12 protein-coding genes and 1 CRISPR repeat array are annotated in these 24,027 nt (G+C 66.4%); of the genes, 10 read left to right on the forward strand and 2 right to left on the reverse strand.

What is annotated here, in order from left to right:
* Nucleotides 1-72: 72 nt before the first annotated feature.
* Complete coding sequence (locus G6O54_RS05230; RefSeq protein WP_165221105.1) at nucleotides 73-774, forward strand: DedA family protein; 702 nt, start codon at nucleotides 73-75, stop codon at nucleotides 772-774.
* 52 nt (nucleotides 775-826) lie between these two features.
* On the opposite strand, the gene G6O54_RS05235 is transcribed toward G6O54_RS05230, so the two are convergent.
* Nucleotides 827-1,123 carry a type II toxin-antitoxin system prevent-host-death family antitoxin gene (locus G6O54_RS05235; protein WP_165221108.1) on the reverse strand — a complete coding sequence of 99 codons (297 nt, stop codon included), beginning with the start codon at nucleotides 1,121-1,123 and terminating at the stop codon, nucleotides 827-829.
* A 404-nt stretch (nucleotides 1,124-1,527) separates the two neighbouring features.
* On the opposite strand from G6O54_RS05235, the gene G6O54_RS05240 reads away from it, so the two are divergent.
* From G6O54_RS05240 to G6O54_RS05250, 3 genes are all read left to right on the forward strand, one after another.
* The gene (locus G6O54_RS05240) at nucleotides 1,528-2,919 is read left to right on the forward strand and encodes a hypothetical protein (RefSeq protein WP_165221111.1); all 1,392 of its coding nucleotides are present in this window, start codon (nucleotides 1,528-1,530) and stop codon (nucleotides 2,917-2,919) included.
* A gap of 242 nt (nucleotides 2,920-3,161) precedes the next feature.
* On the forward strand, nucleotides 3,162-3,818 hold the full coding sequence (locus G6O54_RS05245; RefSeq protein ID WP_165221114.1) for a polyhydroxyalkanoate synthesis regulator DNA-binding domain-containing protein: 657 nt from the start codon (nucleotides 3,162-3,164) through the stop codon (nucleotides 3,816-3,818).
* Nucleotides 3,819-4,070: 252 nt separating this feature from the next.
* A complete protein-coding gene (locus tag G6O54_RS05250; protein WP_165221117.1) occupies nucleotides 4,071-5,792 on the forward strand; it encodes an NAD-dependent malic enzyme in 1,722 nt (573 codons plus the stop codon).
* Between the two features lie 25 nt (nucleotides 5,793-5,817).
* Here the strand turns inward: G6O54_RS05250 and G6O54_RS05255 are convergent, their stop codons facing one another.
* Nucleotides 5,818-6,435 carry a UbiX family flavin prenyltransferase gene (locus tag G6O54_RS05255; RefSeq protein WP_165221120.1) on the reverse strand — a complete coding sequence of 206 codons (618 nt, stop codon included), beginning with the start codon at nucleotides 6,433-6,435 and terminating at the stop codon, nucleotides 5,818-5,820.
* Between the two features lie 309 nt (nucleotides 6,436-6,744).
* On the opposite strand from G6O54_RS05255, the gene cas4g/cas1g reads away from it, so the two are divergent.
* Genes cas4g/cas1g through G6O54_RS05285 form a run of 6 tightly spaced genes read left to right on the forward strand, consistent with a single transcriptional unit; the run spans nucleotide 6,745 to nucleotide 16,060 of the window.
* Nucleotides 6,745-8,538 carry a CRISPR-associated endonuclease Cas4g/Cas1g gene (cas4g/cas1g, locus tag G6O54_RS05260; protein WP_165221123.1) on the forward strand — a complete coding sequence of 598 codons (1,794 nt, stop codon included), beginning with the start codon at nucleotides 6,745-6,747 and terminating at the stop codon, nucleotides 8,536-8,538.
* 14 nt (nucleotides 8,539-8,552) lie between these two features.
* Nucleotides 8,553-8,837, forward strand: a complete 285-nt coding sequence (cas2, locus tag G6O54_RS05265; protein WP_165221126.1) for a CRISPR-associated endonuclease Cas2 — start codon at nucleotides 8,553-8,555, stop codon at nucleotides 8,835-8,837.
* Between the two features lie 45 nt (nucleotides 8,838-8,882).
* Nucleotides 8,883-10,172: a type I-G CRISPR-associated RAMP protein Csb1/Cas7g gene (cas7g, locus tag G6O54_RS05270; protein WP_165221129.1), complete on the forward strand. Its 1,290-nt coding sequence runs from the start codon at nucleotides 8,883-8,885 to the stop codon at nucleotides 10,170-10,172.
* Entirely contained in the window at nucleotides 10,169-11,932 is a 1,764-nt protein-coding gene (gene csb2, locus G6O54_RS05275) for a type I-G CRISPR-associated protein Csb2 (RefSeq protein ID WP_165221132.1), read from the forward strand. The genes cas7g and csb2 overlap by 4 nt, the downstream gene beginning before the upstream one ends.
* Entirely contained in the window at nucleotides 11,925-15,104 is a 3,180-nt protein-coding gene (gene cas3g / locus G6O54_RS05280; RefSeq protein WP_165221135.1) for a type I-G CRISPR-associated helicase/endonuclease Cas3g, read from the forward strand. The genes csb2 and cas3g overlap by 8 nt, the downstream gene beginning before the upstream one ends.
* Nucleotides 15,101-16,060, forward strand: a complete 960-nt coding sequence (locus tag G6O54_RS05285; RefSeq protein ID WP_165221138.1) for a type I-G CRISPR-associated protein, Cas3-extension family — start codon at nucleotides 15,101-15,103, stop codon at nucleotides 16,058-16,060. The genes cas3g and G6O54_RS05285 overlap by 4 nt, the downstream gene beginning before the upstream one ends.
* A gap of 300 nt (nucleotides 16,061-16,360) precedes the next feature.
* Nucleotides 16,361-23,993: direct repeats of the CRISPR family, unit length 37 nt; unit sequence GTCTTCCGGGGCATCATCGCCCCGGCCTCATTGAAGC.
* Nucleotides 23,994-24,027 lie beyond the last annotated feature (34 nt).

The raw sequence follows: 24,027 nt of genomic DNA on the forward strand, positions 1-24,027 counted from the left end.
ACCGCGCCCCTCGGTCACGCAGACCGCCGTCACCCGCGACCGACCCGATACGATCCGATCCCCGGAGACATCATGGACCTCTTGCGGCAGTTCCTCGATATCCTGCTCCACCTCCCCGAGTACGTCAATCAACTGGCCACGCAGCTCGGACCGGGGCTCTATGTCATCCTCTTCGCGATCATCTTCGCGGAGACCGGCCTTGTCGTGACGCCCTTCCTGCCCGGCGATTCGCTCCTCTTCGCGGTCGGCGCGGTGGCGGCCTCGGAAGGCTCGCCCATCAATATCTGGGGCGTGTCGGCCTTGCTCATCGTCGCGGCCGTGCTGGGCGACGCCGTGAACTATGCCGCGGGCCACTACCTGGGCCCGAAGGTCTTCTCGCGCGAGGACTCCTGGCTGCTCAATCGCAAGCATCTGCTTGAAGCCCAGCGGTTCTACGAGCAATACGGCGGGCTGACCATCATCATCGCCCGCTTCATGCCCATCATCCGGACGTTCGCCCCGTTCGTGGCGGGGATCGGCAGGATGTCATACCCGAGGTTTGCCCTCTACAACATCACCGGCGGAGTCGTCTGGGTCCTCCTCTTCCTCCTCGGCGGCTGGTGGTTCGGCGCGCAGGAGGTCGTGAAGAAGAACTTCCACTACCTCATCTTCGCGATCATCTTCATCTCGGTCCTGCCGCCATTCATCCAGTACGCATGGAATCTGAGGAAGGGGCGTGCCGGCCGGCCTGCCGAGGAGGCCGTTGAGGCCCCCGTTCAGGGCCTCAAGGAGTGACGCGAGAGATGAGGGACGGCGGATCTCGCCCTTCCTCCTCGTCCCTGCCGGGTCAATCCGCCGGGCCGCCCAGGGCCCGTTCCAGGTCGTCCAGGGAATGGGCCTCGAGCTTGCCCCCGAGCAGGGCGGTGAGCTGGAGCCCCACCAGGGCCTCGCTGGGGCGCTTGCCGTCGATGATGAGGTTGAGGTACGGGGCCGCGCCGATGAGGACCGCACGCGGCTTGCCGTGGACGGTGAGGACGTATCGGACCTTGTCGTCCTCGAGCTCCCTCAGGATCCCGGGCAGGTTCTGATGCAATTCCCGGCTGCCGATGATGCGGACGGGAGACTCGGGCGACTTCTCGGGCATGAACTCCAGCCTCCGTCGGGTGCTCGGGCGGGCGGCCGGACGCCGATCGCGTTCGACACGAACCGCGATGAGGCGCCCTGCTGTCGCGACGTTCCGGGTTCGAATGATCGAGAACGTCCGGATAACGCTGAGGCCGCCGCATCTCTCGCCGGGATCGTCGAAGCGATGGTCCGTCGAGACCGGATAGACCGTGACGTGGACGTGCCATTTGCGAGTGGTCCACCTATTCTAGCGTGCCGGACGCAGGACGCAAGTCTTCGGACTCGATGGGCGGCACCCTGGTGCCGTCGACGGGGCGGCCCTCGTGTTGGATTTCCTGCCCCCGGGGGTTACAGTCGTGCGTGGATCCGGGCCGGACGCGATGGGTGGTAAGGGCATGCGTTGTCGCGGAGCGAAATGAGCGAATGCGAATACGACGTCCAATCTCCGTGATGGTGCGCCTCGGCACGCTGACGGCGGGCTTCCTGCTGCTCGCGGGCTCGACGCGGGGCGCGGATGGGCCGGTGCCGGCGGCCTCGCCCGCGCGCGACTCCCTGCTGGTCGGGGTCGCGGATCGGGACATCACGCCCGAGCGGCCCGTCCCCATGTGGGGCTACGGCGCCAGGCACGACCGGCTTTCCGAAGGGGTCCTGGACCCGTTGAAGGCGCGGGCCCTGGTGATCCGGACCGGGGACCAGGCGCTGGCGATCGTGGCGATGGACCTGGGCCGAGGGCCGACGCCGGCCATGATGACGCAGATCCGGGCCGCCCTCGGGCCGCGGGGCATCAACACCGTCCTGGTCTGCGGCAGCCACACCCACCATGGTCCGGTCATCGAGCTCACCGACGAGCCCGGCGCGGGACGCGGGAAATTCGACGACGCCGTCGCCTATGCGACGCGGCTTCCCGGCCGGATCGTCGAGGCGATCGTCGAGGCCGACGGTTGCGCCCGGCCGGCGAAGATGGGCTGGGCGAGTCGCGACCTGAAGTTGAACCGCAACCGGCAGACGAAGCGGCCGGAGAAGCCCACCGATCCCCGGCTTACCGTCCTCCGGTTCGACCCCGCCGAGGGGGGCGACGCCCCGCCGATCGCGGCGATCGTCCACTTCACGGCCCACCCCGTGATGACTCCCGAAGACGTGTACAAATTCTCGGCCGATTATCCCGGGTTCTTGCGCGGCAAGGTCGAGTCCGAGCTGAAGGCTCCCTGCCTCTTCCTCCAGGGAGCGGCCGGCGACCAGAGCGCGAACCCGCCCGCGGGCGTCCGCGGGGCGAAGGCCTTCGGCGAGCGGCTCGCCGACGAGGCGATCGACCTGGCGCGGGCCGCCCGGGCGGCATCGCCGCGATCCCATTCGCTGGGCTCGGCCGTGGATCATTTCCGGTTCGAGAGCCGGGTGAACTTCAAGGGGGCGCTCACCTTCCTCGTCTATTCGAGGGCCTTCTTCCCCGAGCTGATCCGCAACTTCTTCCGCGAGATGGAGGACGGCATCCGGGCCGAGGTCACCACGGCCGTCGTCGATCGCGAGGTCGCGTTCGTCGGGGTCCCGGGCGAGCCGTTCTCCCAGCACGCGGTCCGGCTGAGGCAGCGGGCTTATATCCCGTGCGTGCTGGTCCTCGGATACTGCAATGGGCACGTCCTCTACCTGCCGACGATCGAGGCCGCATCCGAGGGGGGCTATGGAGCGGACCCGCGGGTCTCTCCGGCCGCCCTCGGCTCCGGGGAGGCGATCATGGACCGCGCCCTGATCCGCGTCTATTCCCTCCTCGGCAAGCTGCCGGCCCCGGCCCCCGCCCAGGTCGCGGCCGGGCCGAAATAGCGGCGGGCTTCGTGCTGCAACCGCAGCAGGCTTCACCAGGCCGATCGACCGGAAACGACGGCAGATCCGAGCCGACAGGCTCGGCCTCCCTCGATGGCACCATATTGCAGTTGCAGTATTGATCCGGCTACAGTAGCGGCATGAATGTTCAACCGCGACGTGCCGGCGACGGACGACTCCGGCCCTCGGCGCCGTTAACAGGACCTCAGGCCGATGGCCGAGGAGAGGGGGGAGGGTCGGCGATGCCACCACCTTCGGCTGAAGTCGTATCGATCCGCCGCTATCCGAATCGGCGGCTCTACGATCGGCATTCCCGCAAGTACATCACCCTCCAGGACCTCGAGGCCCTGGTCATGGAGGGCAAGAAGATCGAGGTCCGCGACAGCCGGACGAATGAGGACCTGACGCGGGCCATCCTCACCCAGATCCTCCTGGAGCGCCATCCCGAGAAGATGGAGATGTTCCCCGTCTCCATGCTGCACGGCATCCTCCGCGCCAACGACATGGTCATCGAGTACATGCGCGCCTACCTGAGGCAATCGATGACGATCCTCGAGCAGATGCAGGTCCCGCAGGCGGGCGCCCCCTTCACCCCCTTCCTGGGGCCGATGGACTGGATGCGCGCCATGATGCCGACCGCCGTCCCGTTCGCCCCCCCGCAGCCGACCGAGCCGGCAACGGCCCTGACCGAGCTCGATGAGCGGATTGCGGACATGGAAGATCGCCTGCAGCGACTCGAGGAACCGACGACAGGCCGCCGCAAGGCACCCCCCAGGACCCCGGCCGCATCGGACCGGAATCCGACGATCGCGGAGGAGACCGACGCGCTCGATCGCCTCGACGAGCGGCTCAGCGGCCTCGAAGGGGGCAAGTCGAAGCGGAAGTCGCGAACCGAGTGAACTGAACCGGGAGGGGCGAGGGGCACGTGGCGAGGAGGACGGGGGGAGCGGACGGGGGACTTGCGTGATGATATGGTCGGTGAAGCCCAGTGGGCTTCCCTTCCTTTCGCTCGCCCCTGAACCCTCTCACCTCACCCCTGATCGTGCGTTGGGGGTCACGACCGCGCATAATGGTGGCTTCCCGGCATGGACGGCATGCCGACGGGGATCGAGGGCCGATCCCCGGCCGAGGGGGCTGCGGAGAGTGACTCGATGGCGCGCATGAGGAACCAGGGACGAGACCCGGGACGGATCGGCAACACCGCGGGCGAACAGGACGTGAGCGGGACGCGGCTACTCCGCGATCCCCTCCTGAATCGTGAGGCCTCGTTTTCTCGGGAAGAGCGGGACAGGCTGGGCCTCCGCGGCCTGCTCCCCTATGCCCTCCAGACGATCCAGCAGCAGGTGGCCCTCGAGCTCGAGCGGGTCCGGGCGAAGGGGGACAATCTCGAGAAGTACATCGGCCTGGCCGCGCTCCAGGACCGCAACGAGACGCTCTTCTATCGGGTCCTCATCGAGAACCTCGGCGAGCTTCTCCCCATCGTCTACACGCCCACCGTGGGCAAGGCCTGCCAGCTTTACAGCCACATCGTCCGCAACCCGCGCGGCCTCTGGATCACGCCCGAGGACGTGGACGACATCCCAGCCGTCCTCCGGAACGCCCCCAACGAGGACGTGCGCCTGATCGTCGTCACCGACAACGAGCGGATCCTCGGACTCGGCGACCAGGGGGTGGGGGGGATGGGCATCCCGGTGGGCAAGCTCGCCCTCTACACGGCGGCCGCGGGCATCCATCCGTCGCTCTGCCTGCCGATCTCCCTGGACGTGGGCACCGACAACGCGGAGCTGCTGGCCGACCCGCTCTATCGCGGCTACCGGCATCGGCGGCTCCGCGGCCAGGAATACGAACGCTTCATCGAGGCCTTCGTGGACGGCGTCCGCCGGGTCTTTCCCCACGCCCTGCTCCAGTGGGAAGACTTCCACAAGAACACCGCCCTCATGCTCCTGGAACGCTACCGCAAGCGACTCCCCTGCTTCAACGACGACATCCAGGGCACCGCCTCGGTCGCCCTGGCGGGGATCCTGTCGTCGCTCCGGATCACCGGCGGCAAGCTCTCCGACCAGCGGATCGTCTTCCTCGGCGCCGGGGCCGCGGGGGTCGGGATCGCCCGCCTGGTCAAGGCCGGCATGGCCAAGGAAGGCGCCGATCCCGCCTCCATCCACAGGTCCCAGGCGATGCTCGACTCCCAGGGCCTGGTCTTCAATCGCGCCGACGATAAGGATCCGTTCAAGCGCGAGTTCTCCTGGACGAACGAGGAGGTCGCCCATTACGGCTTCGAGGGGAGCGGCCCGTTCCAGCTCCTGGAGGTCGTCTCGCGGGTCAAGCCGACGGTGCTCGTCGGGACGACCGGCAATCCGGGCGTCTTCGGGGAGGAGGTCATCCGGGAGATGGCCCGCCATGTGGACCGGCCCGTGATCCTGCCCCTGTCCAATCCGACCTCGCGGACGGAGTGCAGCCCCTACGAGGCCCTCCAGTGGACCGACGGCCGCGCGATCGTGGCCACCGGAAGCCCGTTCCCGCCGGTGGAGTACGGCGGCAAGACCTACCAGATCGGCCAGGCGAACAACGTCTACATCTTCCCGGGCATCGGCCTGGGGGCGATCCTCTCGGAGACCCACGAGGTCAGCGCGTCGATGTTCCTCGAGGCCGCCGAGGCCCTCGCCCGCTGCGTGTCCGAGGAGGACCTCGCCGTCGGTCGGATCTATCCCGATCAGAGCCGGCTCCGCCACGTGGCCCGGACGCTCGCCGCGGAGGTCATCCGCGAGGCCAGGCGCCTCAATCTCGGCCGCCTGATCCCCGACGAATCGCTCGACGCCATCCTCGACGACTTCATCTGGTATCCCGACTACGAGGCGCCCCGCTCCGGGTCCTGAACGTCCGGCACCGGGCGAGGTCCTTTCAAGACGGCGAAGTATCGGGCCCTTGCTCGTCCGCGTTCGCGGCCCGTTCCGGGCCGCGCCACCGCGGGAAGAGGTCGCGATCGAGCTCGACGTCGAGGAGGTCGAGCGCCCGGTTGACCGTCTGATCGACGAGGTCCTCGATCCGCGTCGGCCGGTGGTAGAAGGCCGGCACCGGGGGCATGATGGTCGCCCCCATCTCCGCGGCCTGGACCAGGAGCCGAAGGTGACCCAGGTGGAGCGGCGTCTCGCGGACCAGAAGCACCAGCCGCCGGCGCTCCTTCAGGGTCACGTCGGCCGCCCGCAGGAGCAGGTTATCCGAGAACGAGGTCGCGATCCCGGACACCGTCTTGATCGAGCACGGGGCGATGATCATCCCGGCAGTCCGGAACGACCCGGACGAGATCGCCGCGGCGATGTCGCCGGGCCGGTAGACGTGATCGGCCATGGCCTCGATCCGGTCCACCGGGATGTCGGTCTCCAGGCCGATCGTCCTCCGGCCGGACGGACTGATCACGAGATGGGTCTCGACGTCGTCCGCATCGCGGAGGACCTCCAGCGTCCGGATGCCGAAGATGGCCCCACTTGCACCCGAAATCCCGACCACCACGCGCTTCATCCGGGACATCTCCACGCGCCTCCCATTTCCCCTCGCCCCATTGTAGCGAGCCCCCGGCCCCGGGAAGTGCGCGAAGGCGCCTCGACCGCCTGATCGACCGCAAGCAGGGCTCCCCTTCCCGGCCGGCCGCTATGCATTTCAGGCCCCGTCGCTGGGGTCCGGGCCGCTCCAACCCGCGATTCGGTCCTTCTCGTTCCCGTCCGTCGCTGGCCAGAAAAACGCGTCACCGTTGCAAATCGTCCGGAACCGTCCTAGGCTCCACTCGTGCGGACGATCTTGGAGGTCTTTCGCCTCGATAGGAGTACGTCGATGAATGGCGTCCCGGAGGTCCCGGTTGACCTGGTCCCGGTCCGAGCCCTGAATCAAGTAAGCTACTGCCCCCGGCTCTATTTCCTGGAATACGTCGAGGCCGTCATGCCCACGAACGAGTACGTGGAGGACGGGCTCTTTCAGCATCGGAGGATCAACGACCCGACCCTGGAGAACCGGCCACGCAAGGAAGGCGAGGTCATCAAGACACGGAGCGTCTCCCTCGGCTCGGCTCGTCTCGGGATCACCGGGAAACTCGACGTCCTCGAGGAACGAGCCGACGCGACCATCCCGGTGGAGACCAAGCGCTCGAAGGCCCCGACCGACGACCTCGGCGAGCCGACGGCCTGGCCCAACGACGCCATTCAACTGTGCGCCCAGGCGATGCTCATGGAGGACGCCTGGGGGATCTCGGTCGAGCGAGGCGTGCTCTATTACGCCGGCTCGAAGACGCGAGTGGACGTCGCGATCGACGAGTCGCTGCGGCGGTCGACGACAGACGCGATCGACTTGATCCGTGAGCTTTCGGCCCGGGACACGCCGCCGGAGCCGCTTCCTGCGATGCTTCGGCACCGTTGCTTCGGCTGCTCCCTGGCGCCGATCTGCCTGCCGGAAGAGATCCTCCATGGCCTGGGGCATCCGGCCGCCGCACCGCCGCCGGAGGTCGCGACTCCGCCGGTGTCCGCGGGCGTCCGCCTGACACGCGTGATTCCCTCGTGCGACGAGCGGGCGGTTCTCTACGTCCAGGAGCCGGGGACCCACATCGGCCGACGGTCCGAGCACCTGATCCTCAACTGCAAGGGCGTCGAGACGGGCCGGATCCCGCTGGCGTCGATTCGCCAGATGGTCGTCTTCGGGAATGTCCAGGTCTCCACCCAGGCGATCCAGACGCTCGCGGAGCACGAGATCCCGGTGTCGTACCTGACGGGCCATGGCAAGTTCATCGCGAGCGTGATGCCCGCGCCGCCCAAGAACGTGGCCCTGAGATCTCACCAGTACCGGGCGTTCTCCGATCCCGAAACCGCCCTGGGACTGGCCCGCGCCGTGGTGGCCGCCAAGATCTCCAACCAGCGAACACTCCTGATGCGATCCTTGCGTCTCCAACCCCGCGATGAACCGTCGGCGGGATCCGCCGCCGCCTCCGAAGCGACATCTCCGCCTGCCCGGGGCAGCGACGAGCCGGCGGCCCGCGACATGGCCGAGCTCCTTCGACGCCTTCCCAGGGCGGCCGATCAGGGGGCGCTCCTCGGCCTCGAGGGGCAGGCGGCATCGCTCTATTTCGGCGAGTTCGGCCGGATGATCAAGGCGCGTCCGCCGTGCGGTTCGTTCGACTTCCAGTCGAGGAATCGTCGTCCCCCCCGCGACCCCGTGAACGCCCTGTTGAGCTTCGCCTATGCGCTGCTCTGCAAGGATTGCTTCGCCGCCGCCTGCACGGTGGGCTTCGACCCCTACCAGGGCTTCTACCACGCCGGCCGCCATGGCAAGCCGTCCCTGGCCTTGGACTTGATGGAGGAGTTCCGGGCGGTGATCGCGGATTCGGTGGTCCTGGGCCTGGTGAACAACGGCATGCTGTCGAAGCGGGATTTCCTGATTTACCGAGACGCCTGCCAGCTCTCGGACGTCGGCCGGGAGATCTTCTTCAAGGCGTACGAGCAGCGGAAGGCCACGGAGGTGATGCACCCCGTCTTCGGCTATCGGATGACCTACGGCCGGATGCTCGAGGTTCAGGCGCGGATGCTCGCCGCCTTCGTCCGCGGCGACCTTCCCGCGTACACCGGCTTCACCGTCCGCTGAATCGAGGAGCAACCATGGAGACTTACCTCGTCGCCTACGACATCAGCAACGACAAGCGCCTGCGGAAGGTCGCGACCACCTGCGAGGATTTCGGAATTCGGCGTCAATATTCAGTGTTCACCTGTAGACTAACGGCCACCGACATGGTACGCCTTAAATCGAGGCTGTACGACATCATCGATCTGGACCAGGATCAGGTCCTTATCATCCCCCTCTGCGCCCGCTGCCTGGGCGCCATCGAGACCCTCGGCCGGCCGATCGAACCGCCGGACGCGAGGGACGTGGTGATTGTGAGATAGTCAAAATGCATCAAGAGTTTCAAGAGTGAAACCAGGAGAATGGCCATGGGAACGACGCTGACATTCCGGAAGCTTCACGACGCCGTATCAGGACGGGGAGTGGCCTTCCGCTCTCTCGTGAAACTCCAGCCCGCGGCCGGTGAGGGGACGAAGGTGTTTCCACCCACCTACGCCGGCGGGGCCTACGCGAAGGAGGCGCGGCGGCTTCCGGAACGTGCCGAGCCGGTGGACTGCGTGCTCATCGACAGCGTCCAGAGTCAGGCCAACCGGATGGAGGAGGCCCTCCAGCGGGCGATCGACGATGGTCGACTGAAACTGCCCCTCCTCGAGGTGGACTTCGGGCCGTTCGCCCCGGACGAGAAGAAGACGAAGGGCATCAAGCTGGTCGATCCGGTCGGCAAGGTCAGCTCGCTCCAGGTCCCCCATCGTGCCGTCGATGCGATCTTCCGGGAGAGTCTGTTGGACGGCGTGGAGTTCCGGGCTTCCGACGTGGGCAAACGCATCGGCTCCGTCCGGGCCCAGGACGCCACGGCCCTCTACGAGTATTGTCCGACGGCGCTCGTTTTCGGCATCTGGGACTCGACAGGTCCGAAGGGGGGGCTGGGAGCGAAATTCGAGCGGGCCATGGTCGGCGAGATCGTCGGGATTGACGCGGTCTTCGGAGAAAAGACCTCCAGTCGCATCGATCCGATCATCCGCAAGAACCCGCCCGTCTACGAGGCGCGTGGTGGGGGCTGGACCGTCGATGTGTCCCTGGCGGTGATGGAAACGAAGAAGGGCGCTTCAGTCCCGAAGCCGTTCGCGAAGAAGCTCTCCAAGCTCAACCTTGGGAACGTCACACCGTCGATTGACAGGAACGACGCGGGAGAGCCGACGGGAGGCGTGACGATCTCGCATGCCGAGCAGACGGTAGTCCTTTCGCTACCCGCCCTGAGGAGGCTGCGATTCCCGCGTCAGGGACAGACGAGCCGTGAGGTTGATGACGCCGCTCGCACGGTCCTGGCGGCCCTGGGCCTTTGCGCCGCGGCCCTCGCGGCGGAGGCGGGGCTCGACCTCCGCTCTCGCTGCCTGCTCTGGCCGACCGAGCCTCTCACGTGGCAACTCCTCGGGCGGCCTGGCGAGGCACCGGAATCGTTCGTGCTCGAGGCCGACGACGCGATCAAGCTCCTCAACGAGGCTGTCGCCCAGGCCGAGAAGCTGGGCCTGAAGTGGCACGCCGATCAACCTCTGACGCTCACGCCCTCCGATCGTCTCCTGAGCGTCGTCATCGAGAGTCAGAATAAGGCCGTGAAGGAGGGCGATGAGAAGGGCACCGGTGAGGAAGGGGGCGAATGATGGAGTCGCTCACCATCTCGTGGGAATACCTGACCGGCTACGCGACGGCCACGGATCCCTCCACGCGCGATGGGGTCGAGTGGCCGCCGCATCCGGCCAGGGTCTTCATGGCGCTCGCCGCGGCCTGGTTCGAAACCGAGCCCCTCGATGACAGCGACGAGGAGCGATCCGCGTGGCACGCCGAACGGCAGGCACTCCGGTGGCTGGAAACGCTCGGCGATCCGGAGCTGCATCTTCCGGACGTCGACCCCAGGACCGCACGCCAGCCGGTCACGGTCTACGTGCCGGTGAATGATCGCGCCGGGCCGGCCGCGGCGATGCTCCAGTCGGCCCCCTCGATCCCCCGCAACAAGCAGCCTCGCACCTTCCCGAAGATCTGGGTCGGACCGAACGCGTGTTGCCTCCACTGGCCCGACGCCGTCGGAGCGTCGACCCATACCGGGCCGCTCGATCTTCTTTGCCGCAAGGTGACCAGAATCGGCCATTCTTCCTCTTTGGTGGCGATGCGTGCGGCGAGCGACGAGAACGCCCCGAATGCCGAGACGTGCCTGGTCCGCGACGACCTACAAGCCGAGCGGAGTGTCCGATCCGTCAGCGACGGGATGCTCGACATGCTCGAGGAACGCTTCGGCGAATCCCCAAGACGCCGGCATGCGGCCCTCTCGGCCGAGGTCGACGAGCTCAACGCGAGGCGGAAAACGATACGAGGCAAGGGGGCCGCGGAGGCGAAGGGAGAAATCGATGCCCGCCTGACGACGCTCAAGGAGGAACTGGCGAAAGTCGACCCTCGCCCGCCGGTCCGGCCCTCCACTGGGCTATGGGCAGGATATCGAAAGCAGAGTCCAGGCTCGGAGGCGGAAGCTGTCTGGAAGTCCCCGTTCGACCAGGACTTCTTCGTCCTCACTCCGGTCGACGGCCAGCCGCTGCCCGTCGAATCGACGCTTCAGGTGACCCGGGTCCTCCGTGAGACCATTCAGAACTTATGTCCCGACCCGATCCCGTCCTGGGTGAGCGGGCATGCGCCTGATGGAAGTCCGCTCCGCGACGGCGGTGGGCACATCGCCGTCGTGCCGCTTCCCCACGTTGGCCCCCCCCACGCCGACGGCCACTTGCTTGGCCTCGCGATCGTCTTCCCTCGATCGATACCTCCGAACGAACGAGGGTCGGTGCTGAGGTCCCTGCTGATTGGCGACGACGGTCAACTGCGACCTGTTTCGTTGAGGCTCGGCCGACTCGGGGTCCGCGATTTCAAGAAACTGGAGCCGAAGGAAACGGCCCGGGGATTGAACCCAGCAACCTGGACTGCCGTCTGGTCGCGGGAGCGCATGGGGACACGATGCTGGGCCTCGGCCACCCCGGTGGTCCTGGACCGCTTCCCGAAAGCCCAACGGATCGACCCGGCTCAGCGGATCGCCTGGGAAACCGAGGTGCGTTCCATCCTCCTGCAGGCCTGCGAACGTGCCGGCCTCCCCCAACCCTCCGCCATCGACGTCAACACCACGAGCTGGCACATCGGCAGCCCGCGGGCCTACTGCAAACGTCGCCCATTCCGAGGCGGCGCCGGGACGGATTCGCCGACTGACGTTCCCTTCGGCGATGGCTTCCCCCCGTACCCCGCGAAGGGGACGAACGCGCCCCGGCCGCAAATCCATGTCTTCCTCGAGTTCCCCGTCCCTGTGGTGGGCCCTGTCCTCCTCGGCGCGGGTCGGTTCCTGGGCTACGGCCTGTTCAAGCCATGGAGGGAGGCGGACCATGGCTGATGCCGGGATCGTCGGATTTCGGGAGTATTTCAGGGCCCTTCACGGCGAGGATCGGGAGCCATATTCCTGGCAGCAAAGGCTCGCCGACCTCGCCGTCGAGGGGAAGTGGCCGGCTGCGATCGACCTACCCACGGGCGCCGGCAAGACGGCCTGCCTCGACATCGCGATCTATGCCCTGGCCCGCCAGGCCGCACTCCCCGCCGCCCAGCGGACCGCCCCGCGTCGGATCTTCTTCTGCGTCAACCGCCGCGTCGTTGTTAGCGAGGCGTACGATCGCGTCTGGAAGATCGCCCGGGCGCTGTGGGACTCCGAGGCGAAAACGGGTTCCCCAGTCCTCCGATCGATTGCCTCGGCCCTGCGCACCGTCGGAGGGACGACGGACGAACGGGATCTCCCCCCGTTCGATGTCCTCGAGCTTCGAGGGGGGATCTACCTCGACAACCGCTGGGCCCGATCCGCCAGCCAGCCCACCGTGGTCTGCACCACGATTGACCAGCTCGGCTCTCGACTCCTCTTCCGCGGCTACGGAGTATCCCCCAACGCGGCGCCGGTCCAGGCGTCCCTCATCGCCTACGACAGCCTGGTTCTCCTCGATGAGGCGCATATCAGCCGGCCTTTCCTGCAGACGCTGACCAACGTTGAGGAGCACCTCAGACCGCGAAAGGATGCCCCGGACGGCATCGGCAGGCCGATCATGAAGGTGGTCCCGATGAGCGCGACGCCGCCGCCCGGCGCCAGCGCGGAGTCCGTCTTTCGCCTTGATGACGAGGACCGACGGAACGCGTTCCTGAATTCCGTCCTGACGGCCCGCAAGCCGGCGCGGTTGCAGGCCGAGCCCGACATCGCGAAGGCGATCGTCGAGCTGGCCGGCAAACTGGCCCGGCAGGGCACTCCGGCCATCGGCATCATCGTCAATCGAGTCGACACCGCGAGGAAGATCTACGAGAAGCTCTCCGAGGATCACCAGGAGATCCCCGCCGAGCTCGTCATTGGCGCCATGAGGCCGCTCGATCGGGAAGCCCAGTTGAAGCGACTGGCACCCCGAATCGCCGCGGATCGGTCCACCGAATTCCATTCGCCGAGCTTCACGATATCCACCCAGTGCCTGGAAGTCGGGGCCGATTATGACTTCGACATCCTCTTCACCGAATGCGCATCACTGGACGCCCTTCGCCAGCGATTCGGCCGGCTGAATCGCCGAGGCAGAAGGCCCGACGCAAAGGGTTTCATCCTGATCCAGAACAAGGACGTGAAATCCGAGGAGGTGATCGCGGACAACAAGAAGCCGGATCCCATCTACGCCGATTCGCTCTCGCGCACATGGAACTGGCTTCAGGCGAAGGCCACCCGTGACGAGTCCGAGGGCGTCGAAGCATCCGTGAAAGGTGGAAAGGCCAGGTCCGGCCGCGCGATGATCGCGGACGCGGAGTTTCCGTTCGGCAACGACGCGTTCGTTCAACTCCTTCCTGAAGAGGATGGTCAACGAAAGGTCCCCCTCGCATTGCTGGCACCCTCGGCCTCGCTGGATGCTCCGGTCCTTTTCCCCGCGTATCTGGACCTCCTCTGCCAGACCTCGCCGGCCCCGGCCCTCGAGCCGAGCCTCGACCTGTTCCTCCACGGGCAGAAGAGCGATGCCGAGGTCCGCGTTTGCTGGCGAGCGGATCTCCCGGCCGTCGATCCCAAGTCGTGGCCTGAGATCGTGGCTCTACTGCCCCCGTCTTCGGCGGAGTGCATGAGCGTTTCCATCGGCCGGCTCAAACGCTGGCTGGAGGATGATCCGGCCCGTCGCCCCATCAGTGACGAGAGTGATCAGATCGGCGTCCCTCCACCCAGCTTCGGCGAAGCCGAGGAGGGGAGTCCCCGCCCCTCCACGAGGAAGAAGCCCAGGTTCAGCGGGCTCCTCTGGCGTGGGACGAACCGAAGTTCGGTACTGGATTGGATCGATCAGATCTATCCCGGCGACACTCTCGTGCTCCCCGTCTACGCCGGAGGCTGGAACGACCTGGGCCACGTTCCAGGTCACGGCGAACTGGGAGTCGATGCGGACACGTCGTCGGCAAGGCTGCTCAGGTCGGCCGGCGAAGGTACGAACGAGGAGCAGCCTCCGCCCAATCGTGCGATGGACATCGCGGAAGAAGCCTACCGAAAATCGCGCGGACGCGCGGTCCTGCGTCTTCATCCTTCGCTCCTCGACGAGGATGAAGGGAAGACCCTCGCCTCCTACTTCAAGGACCTGGAGGACGAAGGAAGTCCCATCGAGAAGCTGGATCTCGACGATCTCATCGATCATCTCAAGGAGGACGGATCGGAGAAGGTCCAATCACTCATCGCCAGGCTCGAGACCTTCAAGCCCAGGCATGGCGGGTATGGCTGCGATCCCTATCCGGGAGACAAGGGGATCGTGCTGACGTGGAAGGCCAGGGCCGCCGCCCGAGACCACGACTTGCTGCCGCCCGCGGATGACGGGGACGACTCATGGTCGCGCTGTCGAAGCGCGAGCTTTGTCACGCTCGGAGACCATACGGACCATGTCATGCAGCGTCTCGCGGAAACGCACGAGCTGATCCCGACGTGCATCCCGGCGGAGGACCTTCTGGCCGCCGCGGAGCGCCACGACTGGGGCAAGGCCGACGACCGATTCCAGGCGATGCTTCGACGCGCCGATCGGACCGAACCATGGCTCTGGGGTCGTACGGTTCTGGAGCTGATCGCCAAGTCGAACGATCTCCCTCGCACGCCAGCACAGCGGCTGGCGGCGCGGCAGCGGGCGAATCTCCCCGAGGGTTTCCGGCACGAGATGCTCTCACTCCAGCTTTCGGAGCTTGATTCAAGGCTCGAGGACCGCGAGCATCGAGACCTGATCCTCCACCTGATCGCGGCGCATCACGGCCACGGCCGACCCTTCGCCCCGGTCGTTGCCGACGAGGAAACGCCCGCGATCGAGCTCCATGGCGTCACCCTCTCCTCCGATCTACGCCAGCAAAGCCCTCCGCATCACGCCGGTTCCGGCGTGGCCGAGCGGTTCTGGGCTCTGACTCGGCGCCATGGCTGGTGGGGGCTCGCCTACCTCGAGTCGCTGATCCGGCTTGCCGATCAGCAGGCGAGCGCGGCCGAGGACGATGTGAGAACGAATTCAAAGGTGAGGCCCTCGGCTCAGGAGGCCGTTCGATGACGATGAGCATTCCACGAGCATCGGGCGGGTCCGGAATCGCGGGCGGCCTCATTCTCCCCGGCCTGACCGGCGCCAATCCGCTGGGGTTCCTCGCGGCCCTGGGCCTGCTTCGACGCCTCAGCGATCGGTTCCCGCCGGGCTGGCCCCGGATGGGGTGGACGGCGTGGGGCGGAACCTGGGTGCCGGTGGTCGTCGCGGGGACGGGAGTTCCGCTGCTCGAGGGGCCGTTGCTGGACCTGCTCGAATCGACCCTGACGCAGGAATTCACCCTCCACCCGGCGAGTCTTGTCGAGCGGCTCGAAGCGGTGGCCTCCTCCCCCACCGATCGTCGGAAGCTCATCGAGAAAACGGCGCGGGACGGCGAGCTTCACGCATGGGCCTCAGCTCTCGCGAGCGACTTCGTCTCTCCCGACGCGATCAACCAACTTCAGACGACGCGACGGGACTACTTCCTGGGAAACCTCAAGTCGGTGATCGCGAGGACGAGGCGGGAGCATCTTGAGCGAGCGATCTTCCATCCCTGGGACTATGGCGATGCGTTGGATAACCAGTCGCTCCACCTGGATCCCAGTGAGGATCGCCGCCACGCCTACCAGTGGAACAAGCCGGCCGGCGATCCCGAGCGGAAATCTCGGGGTGGGATGCTCGGCGCGAATCGACTGGCGTTGGAGGCGATCCCGCTCTTCACGTCCTTGCCCGGGCGCAAGGGACTTCGCACCCTGGGATTCAGCGGCGACCGGTCCGACGACACGCGCTGGACCTGGCCCATCTGGTCGGGCTCGCTCTCGATCGATCCGATCGTCTCGATGCTCGGATTGACGATCCTTCAGCAACCCGAATTCGATCGCGACGACCGCTCGAGCCTCAGGTCTCGTGGGATCGTCGCCGTCTACCGGACTCGTCGGATCCTGGTCGAGAAGACCCCCAATTTCACGCCTCCTCGCTGCCTGACCTGACGCCATCTGAATCGCGGCGCCTTGGGCTAACTGCACTGATTCCTCGCCCGCAAATTCCCTCGCGAGCATCGCGGTGGTGAAAACGCGGATCAAGCCCTGTCCGAGCCCAAAGCTCTTTGGCAATATGGATGTTAGGGAGCAATTCACTCCAGAAAACCTCTCGCGAGTTGGATCTCGTTCATACGCAAGGAGTTTCGCCATCGGCTCCTCATCGAAGTCCCCTCGATTCCCCTTCGTCATCGCGACCTCTCGCGAGCTCAACCGTATCTCCAACCCCCGACGTCACCTCAGACGCCGGCCGTCTTCCGGGGCATCATCGCCCCGGCCTCATTGAAGCTGCCCGCAACTCGGCAGTGTTCTTCCTCCTGCCCCTGTCTTCCGGGGCATCATCGCCCCGGCCTCATTGAAGCGTCTACGACACGGCCAACCAGCACCAGCTGAGCCCGTCTTCCGGGGCATCATCGCCCCGGCCTCATTGAAGCTGGGGCGTCGAATCCCATCAGGACGCGGTCGATCTCGTCTTCCGGGGCATCATCGCCCCGGCCTCATTGAAGCCAGTTGACCTTCGCCCGATGACGGCCGTTGATGTCTTCCGGGGCATCATCGCCCCGGCCTCATTGAAGCGCTGACGACGACCCCGCCCGACCGAGCGGTGCTCTCGTCTTCCGGGGCATCATCGCCCCGGCCTCATTGAAGCCTTCACGGCCACGCACAACGACGCCAAGATGGCGAGTCTTCCGGGGCATCATCGCCCCGGCCTCATTGAAGCAAGTCGTCGCGGGCGTTGACGACGTGCCAGCGGCTGTCTTCCGGGGCATCATCGCCCCGGCCTCATTGAAGCAATCGTGGTCGCGCCAGGCGTCGCGACCGAGTAGGTGGTCTTCCGGGGCATCATCGCCCCGGCCTCATTGAAGCAACGGAACCTTGATCACCAACGTCGCCGGCTCGATGTCTTCCGGGGCATCATCGCCCCGGCCTCATTGAAGCAGTCCGCGGCCCGCACGTCCCGACCCTGAAGCTGGAGTCTTCCGGGGCATCATCGCCCCGGCCTCATTGAAGCCATTGACAACGTCGTCCGCTGGCGTTACTGGCCCGAGTCTTCCGGGGCATCATCGCCCCGGCCTCATTGAAGCCGGCCTGGCCAGACTTACTACGTCGACTTCACTGAGGTCTTCCGGGGCATCATCGCCCCGGCCTCATTGAAGCCGAGGGACCCACGGCCAAGCCGTCAGCCGGAACGGTGTCTTCCGGGGCATCATCGCCCCGGCCTCATTGAAGCCGGCACCCTCGCCCTCCCCACCACGTCGCAGGTGCTGTCTTCCGGGGCATCATCGCCCCGGCCTCATTGAAGCTTTCCGTGTTGGGCTTGGAACCGAGCCCCCAGACGTGTCTTCCGGGGCATCATCGCCCCGGCCTCATTGAAGCTCCAGCGCTGCGTACTGTCCGACGTGCCAGGCCGCGTGTCTTCCGGGGCATCATCGCCCCGGCCTCATTGAAGCTGGTGGCTCTTGGCCGTGGACCGCTGGAGATACCCGTCTTCCGGGGCATCATCGCCCCGGCCTCATTGAAGCGCACCGGACCGCGCCGGCTCACCTGCGACGGGGTGGTCTTCCGGGGCATCATCGCCCCGGCCTCATTGAAGCTCCCCGGGTTCTTGCGGCGATTTGCGGCACTGGACAGTCTTCCGGGGCATCATCGCCCCGGCCTCATTGAAGCTCGCAGGTGGTTCATCGACCTCTCTTCGGCCTGAGTCTTCCGGGGCATCATCGCCCCGGCCTCATTGAAGCCGTGACAGGGCGGCGAGACGAACGGCGTCGCTCGTGTCTTCCGGGGCATCATCGCCCCGGCCTCATTGAAGCCTGATAACGCGGCTGAACTGGAACCGCGGGGCGAGCGGTCTTCCGGGGCATCATCGCCCCGGCCTCATTGAAGCGCTCCTCTTGCCCGGCATTGCCCAGGTGGACTCGCTGGTCTTCCGGGGCATCATCGCCCCGGCCTCATTGAAGCCGCTCCAGCTCCGACGAGGCCAGGACGAGCAACGCCAGTCTTCCGGGGCATCATCGCCCCGGCCTCATTGAAGCCCCTCGGGCCTGAGCGGATTGCCCAGATAGACGATGTCTTCCGGGGCATCATCGCCCCGGCCTCATTGAAGCACGCGATGCCACACACAACTCTTTGCGCGGGTTCACGTCTTCCGGGGCATCATCGCCCCGGCCTCATTGAAGCAGGATCGCCGTGTCCCATCGCTCGATCTCGCGGATTGAGTCTTCCGGGGCATCATCGCCCCGGCCTCATTGAAGCTGGTGATCGACCTGGACGGAACCGAGGCCCGCGAGGTCTTCCGGGGCATCATCGCCCCGGCCTCATTGAAGCCCTGTCGGCGACTGAGATCGCCGGGCAGGTCGGCGGTCTTCCGGGGCATCATCGCCCCGGCCTCATTGAAGCGGCGTCGCAGGGGCGGCGGTCGGTGGTGTGGGCGGGCCGTCTTCCGGGGCATCATCGCCCCGGCCTCATTGAAGCATCCAGGTGCAACACCTTCGGGAAGGGGCCGGCAGGTCTTCCGGGGCATCATCGCCCCGGCCTCATTGAAGCGACGGGACCCTCCGCACGAAGCGGTGGACGGGCTGCAGTCTTCCGGGGCATCATCGCCCCGGCCTCATTGAAGCACGTCCTCGCCGCGGAGCATCTTCTCGCCCTTGCGGGGTCTTCCGGGGCATCATCGCCCCGGCCTCATTGAAGCGACACGTTCGACCCCGAAGTCCACTGCAAGCCGCTGTCTTCCGGGGCATCATCGCCCCGGCCTCATTGAAGCATCGGTCAGGATGCCCGCCATGTCGTGGTGGATGCCGTCTTCCGGGGCATCATCGCCCCGGCCTCATTGAAGCGCCGTGAGGTCGCGGACTTCCCCGCCGACCATGCGGGTCTTCCGGGGCATCATCGCCCCGGCCTCATTGAAGCACGGTCCATTTCCGAGGGGGCGGCCGTCGTCCTCGCCGACGGGCAGTCTTCCGGGGCATCATCGCCCCGGCCTCATTGAAGCACGGTCCATTCGCCGCACACCGGACGGATCGTCGTGTGTCTTCCGGGGCATCATCGCCCCGGCCTCATTGAAGCATCGAGTCGGGAGAGTGCCCGGACTTCAAATTGAAGTCTTCCGGGGCATCATCGCCCCGGCCTCATTGAAGCCGCATGCTGCGGATCAGGCGGCGGAAGCTGCCCGGGTCTTCCGGGGCATCATCGCCCCGGCCTCATTGAAGCCGAACCCGCCCGGCAACCCGTGCCCGTCCAAGATAGTCTTCCGGGGCATCATCGCCCCGGCCTCATTGAAGCCGGAGGATCCGTCGCGACCACTTCTCCGGTACGAGAGTCTTCCGGGGCATCATCGCCCCGGCCTCATTGAAGCAAGTTGGCCGAGACCTGGACGTTCCACCGTCGCTGGGTCTTCCGGGGCATCATCGCCCCGGCCTCATTGAAGCCATCACGCCCGGCCGCCTGAAGCAACCCCGCAAGGGTCTTCCGGGGCATCATCGCCCCGGCCTCATTGAAGCCACGGTGTAGCGGTCCCCTGCCCTCTGGACCGGCCGGTCTTCCGGGGCATCATCGCCCCGGCCTCATTGAAGCGATCCACGGCCGCGGTGGAGCTGACGACGAGCGACCTGGTCTTCCGGGGCATCATCGCCCCGGCCTCATTGAAGCAATCGACTCATGCCGCACCCCCGTGGACCTGCTGGAGGTCTTCCGGGGCATCATCGCCCCGGCCTCATTGAAGCTCTGTTCGTGTTGCCGGAGTCCGCGAGGTTCAGCGGTCTTCCGGGGCATCATCGCCCCGGCCTCATTGAAGCCGAGCTGGCGGCCAAGGAGCAGAAGATCCAGGCCGGTCTTCCGGGGCATCATCGCCCCGGCCTCATTGAAGCGCCAGGGTCATACGGCCCCCATCGAGATCCTCGATGTCTTCCGGGGCATCATCGCCCCGGCCTCATTGAAGCCAGGTCTCATAGGTCTCGCGGCTGACCCGTGCGGCGAGTCTTCCGGGGCATCATCGCCCCGGCCTCATTGAAGCAGGGCGAGGGCGTGAACACGGGCCGCCCGATGGTCGTCTTCCGGGGCATCATCGCCCCGGCCTCATTGAAGCTTGATCGAATAGACCGCGTCTCCAGCGACCGAAAGGTCTTCCGGGGCATCATCGCCCCGGCCTCATTGAAGCCCCGTCTTCCTCGACCCGGCATTCTCGCGGGACAAGACGTCTTCCGGGGCATCATCGCCCCGGCCTCATTGAAGCAACAGCTCGGCACAGACGACTTACGGTCAGGACCAGGTCTTCCGGGGCATCATCGCCCCGGCCTCATTGAAGCTTCCGCGAGGCCGCAAGGGCCGCGGTCTTTTTCTTGGTCTTCCGGGGCATCATCGCCCCGGCCTCATTGAAGCCGTGTCTGGTCCAGCCCCTGCTTCTCTCGCGTCTGGGTCTTCCGGGGCATCATCGCCCCGGCCTCATTGAAGCCCCGTCGTCGTGGCGATCCGCCGCGACGATGCCCCAGTCTTCCGGGGCATCATCGCCCCGGCCTCATTGAAGCGTATGCAACAACGCATCGAAGACCACCGACCTGTGGGTCTTCCGGGGCATCATCGCCCCGGCCTCATTGAAGCCGCCGCGAGCTCCATGAGCTCCTGGCGGTCACCATCGTCTTCCGGGGCATCATCGCCCCGGCCTCATTGAAGCGAAACCGACCTGGCACAATGCGAACCCAGGCGGCGTGTCTTCCGGGGCATCATCGCCCCGGCCTCATTGAAGCCTCGTCTCCGACCTGGCCGATGCCTTCGGCCTCAGCGTCTTCCGGGGCATCATCGCCCCGGCCTCATTGAAGCTCGGGAGGAGGATCGGCCTGGTGGGCCTGCTTGCGGGTCTTCCGGGGCATCATCGCCCCGGCCTCATTGAAGCTCGTGTCGTGAGTTACCGCAACCTCGTATTTCACTGTGTCTTCCGGGGCATCATCGCCCCGGCCTCATTGAAGCCCGGTCGTCGCAGGAAAGCGCCTCCCGGCCGAATGCCGTCTTCCGGGGCATCATCGCCCCGGCCTCATTGAAGCGAACAGGGCGCCGTGATCGAGGACGTGCTGCGAGCTGTCTTCCGGGGCATCATCGCCCCGGCCTCATTGAAGCCTCCGCCATCTCGGGCCGGCCATCACGTCCCGGAACGTCTTCCGGGGCATCATCGCCCCGGCCTCATTGAAGCGTGCCTGGCCACGGCGACCCATGCGGCTTCGTGTAGTCTTCCGGGGCATCATCGCCCCGGCCTCATTGAAGCAGGATGGTCTGCTGCGAGGCGGTGAGCGCCCCGAGGGTCTTCCGGGGCATCATCGCCCCGGCCTCATTGAAGCACCGCCGCCGGCAACGTGAGTGCCAACAGCGGCAACGTCTTCCGGGGCATCATCGCCCCGGCCTCATTGAAGCAGCTCCGCCAGCCGCGTCTCGAGATCGAGCTTCGCCTGTCTTCCGGGGCATCATCGCCCCGGCCTCATTGAAGCGTTGGCGAGCTGGTGTACTCGGCGATTAGCGCTGCGGTCTTCCGGGGCATCATCGCCCCGGCCTCATTGAAGCTTGGGCAACGGCAATGGGGACGGGGATACCATCAACGTCTTCCGGGGCATCATCGCCCCGGCCTCATTGAAGCGGCCCCGACGCGTGACCTGGCTCGCGGCGATCGGCCGTCTTCCGGGGCATCATCGCCCCGGCCTCATTGAAGCGCCGCATGACGCGCCCCATGTCTCGGTGACCCAGTCGTCTTCCGGGGCATCATCGCCCCGGCCTCATTGAAGCTCGTCGGTCTCGGAGTGCGGCAACACGCCCGAGATCGTCTTCCGGGGCATCATCGCCCCGGCCTCATTGAAGCCTCGTCGCCCCGGAGAAATTGGCCAGGATGTCGCTCGTCTTCCGGGGCATCATCGCCCCGGCCTCATTGAAGCCTTCGCGTAGGTCCTGGCCTGATCGGTCTGATCGGTCGTCTTCCGGGGCATCATCGCCCCGGCCTCATTGAAGCGTGAGGCTATCGACCGGGCCGCCGCAGCCTACGCCGTCTTCCGGGGCATCATCGCCCCGGCCTCATTGAAGCGTGACGGGGATCGACGACGAGCTGGGGGGATAGCCGGTCTTCCGGGGCATCATCGCCCCGGCCTCATTGAAGCCCTCGGCCGCGGGTGATGGAGACGGGAGACGTCACGTCTTCCGGGGCATCATCGCCCCGGCCTCATTGAAGCGAAAGCGTCCGCGGGAACCGCCGGGGCTGGACCTCGGTCTTCCGGGGCATCATCGCCCCGGCCTCATTGAAGCAACGGCTTGGCGGTGAACGGGCAGAGCATCGTCCAGCGTCTTCCGGGGCATCATCGCCCCGGCCTCATTGAAGCGTCGATCGCGATGCGGAGGATCGCAGCCTCTTCGTGTCTTCCGGGGCATCATCGCCCCGGCCTCATTGAAGCGTGACGCTCAGCGGGATCGCCAGGTCGGCGACGCCGTGTCTTCCGGGGCATCATCGCCCCGGCCTCATTGAAGCCTGGCGACCGGGGCGAGGGCCTCCGAGGTCGGGGTGGTCTTCCGGGGCATCATCGCCCCGGCCTCATTGAAGCTTCGCATCGGCCACGGCCATCTCGGCGAGACTGCGGTCTTCCGGGGCATCATCGCCCCGGCCTCATTGAAGCCGAGATGGCAAGCCAGTCCCGGCGGATGAGACCTACAGTCTTCCGGGGCATCATCGCCCCGGCCTCATTGAAGCCATCGCGGCCAGATCAGCCAGTGGGGCACCCACCAGGTCTTCCGGGGCATCATCGCCCCGGCCTCATTGAAGCTTCACGCAGGCGGCGCAGTATGCCCTGGCGACGGGTGTCTTCCGGGGCATCATCGCCCCGGCCTCATTGAAGCTCCCCACACGCGTGGGGATGGTCCGACCGCCGAGATGGTCTTCCGGGGCATCATCGCCCCGGCCTCATTGAAGCCTGTGCCTCTTGATGACCGTCTTCTTCGCCATCTCCGTCTTCCGGGGCATCATCGCCCCGGCCTCATTGAAGCCTGTCGACACAGGCGATCGTCGACCGGACCAGAGAGGTCTTCCGGGGCATCATCGCCCCGGCCTCATTGAAGCGCATCGTTCGCCCCCAGGTGCACCGTCGCCACGTTGTCTTCCGGGGCATCATCGCCCCGGCCTCATTGAAGCTCCAAGAGCGTCAGGGCGTCCCTCAAGCGGAAGGGCGGTCTTCCGGGGCATCATCGCCCCGGCCTCATTGAAGCGGCGGGGGCGTCTGCGCGACCTGGACCAGGTCGGCCGTCTTCCGGGGCATCATCGCCCCGGCCTCATTGAAGCGCAAGAGTGGCTCTCCCTCCATCCGGAAGGAATGCGTCTTCCGGGGCATCATCGCCCCGGCCTCATTGAAGCGGCTCGAGGTAGACGTAGGAGGCGTCGACCCAGCCGAGTCTTCCGGGGCATCATCGCCCCGGCCTCATTGAAGCAGGGAACCAATCTCGCGGCTCAAGTCGGAATGCTGGGTCTTCCGGGGCATCATCGCCCCGGCCTCATTGAAGCGGACATGGCAGACAACACCGCAGCCATGCCGAGAGCAACGTCTTCCGGGGCATCATCGCCCCGGCCTCATTGAAGCTTCGGCTGGAAGTTTGCCGAGTTCCTCGTCGTCAGCGTCTTCCGGGGCATCATCGCCCCGGCCTCATTGAAGCCTCGTAACAGGCCGTGCCGGCGGTACTGGCGGAGAGTCTTCCGGGGCATCATCGCCCCGGCCTCATTGAAGCGACGTGCCAGGCCGCGTGGGACCGCTGGGAGATCGAGTCTTCCGGGGCATCATCGCCCCGGCCTCATTGAAGCCAGCATGCTTCGCGATCTCGGCCCGCTCCCAGAAGGTCTTCCGGGGCATCATCGCCCCGGCCTCATTGAAGCTACTAGTCTGACGAGTATTCTAACCAGTGTCTGA

The sequence above is a fragment of the Aquisphaera insulae genome (assembly GCF_011064615.1).
GTDB lineage: Bacteria > Planctomycetota > Planctomycetia > Isosphaerales > Isosphaeraceae > Aquisphaera > Aquisphaera insulae.

Coding starts and splice junctions, on each gene's coding strand:
- G6O54_RS05230 (WP_165221105.1), top strand. CDS start 73: ATGGACCTCTTGCGGCAGTTCCTCGATATCCTGCTCCACCTCCCCGAG.
- G6O54_RS05235 (WP_165221108.1), bottom strand. CDS start 1,123: ATGCCCGAGAAGTCGCCCGAGTCTCCCGTCCGCATCATCGGCAGCCGG.
- G6O54_RS05240 (WP_165221111.1), top strand. CDS start 1,528: ATGCGAATACGACGTCCAATCTCCGTGATGGTGCGCCTCGGCACGCTG.
- G6O54_RS05245 (WP_165221114.1), top strand. CDS start 3,162: ATGCCACCACCTTCGGCTGAAGTCGTATCGATCCGCCGCTATCCGAAT.
- G6O54_RS05250 (WP_165221117.1), top strand. CDS start 4,071: ATGGCGCGCATGAGGAACCAGGGACGAGACCCGGGACGGATCGGCAAC.
- G6O54_RS05255 (WP_165221120.1), bottom strand. CDS start 6,435: ATGAAGCGCGTGGTGGTCGGGATTTCGGGTGCAAGTGGGGCCATCTTC.
- cas4g/cas1g (WP_165221123.1), top strand. CDS start 6,745: ATGAATGGCGTCCCGGAGGTCCCGGTTGACCTGGTCCCGGTCCGAGCC.
- cas2 (WP_165221126.1), top strand. CDS start 8,553: ATGGAGACTTACCTCGTCGCCTACGACATCAGCAACGACAAGCGCCTG.
- cas7g (WP_165221129.1), top strand. CDS start 8,883: ATGGGAACGACGCTGACATTCCGGAAGCTTCACGACGCCGTATCAGGA.
- csb2 (WP_165221132.1), top strand. CDS start 10,169: ATGATGGAGTCGCTCACCATCTCGTGGGAATACCTGACCGGCTACGCG.
- cas3g (WP_165221135.1), top strand. CDS start 11,925: ATGGCTGATGCCGGGATCGTCGGATTTCGGGAGTATTTCAGGGCCCTT.
- G6O54_RS05285 (WP_165221138.1), top strand. CDS start 15,101: ATGACGATGAGCATTCCACGAGCATCGGGCGGGTCCGGAATCGCGGGC.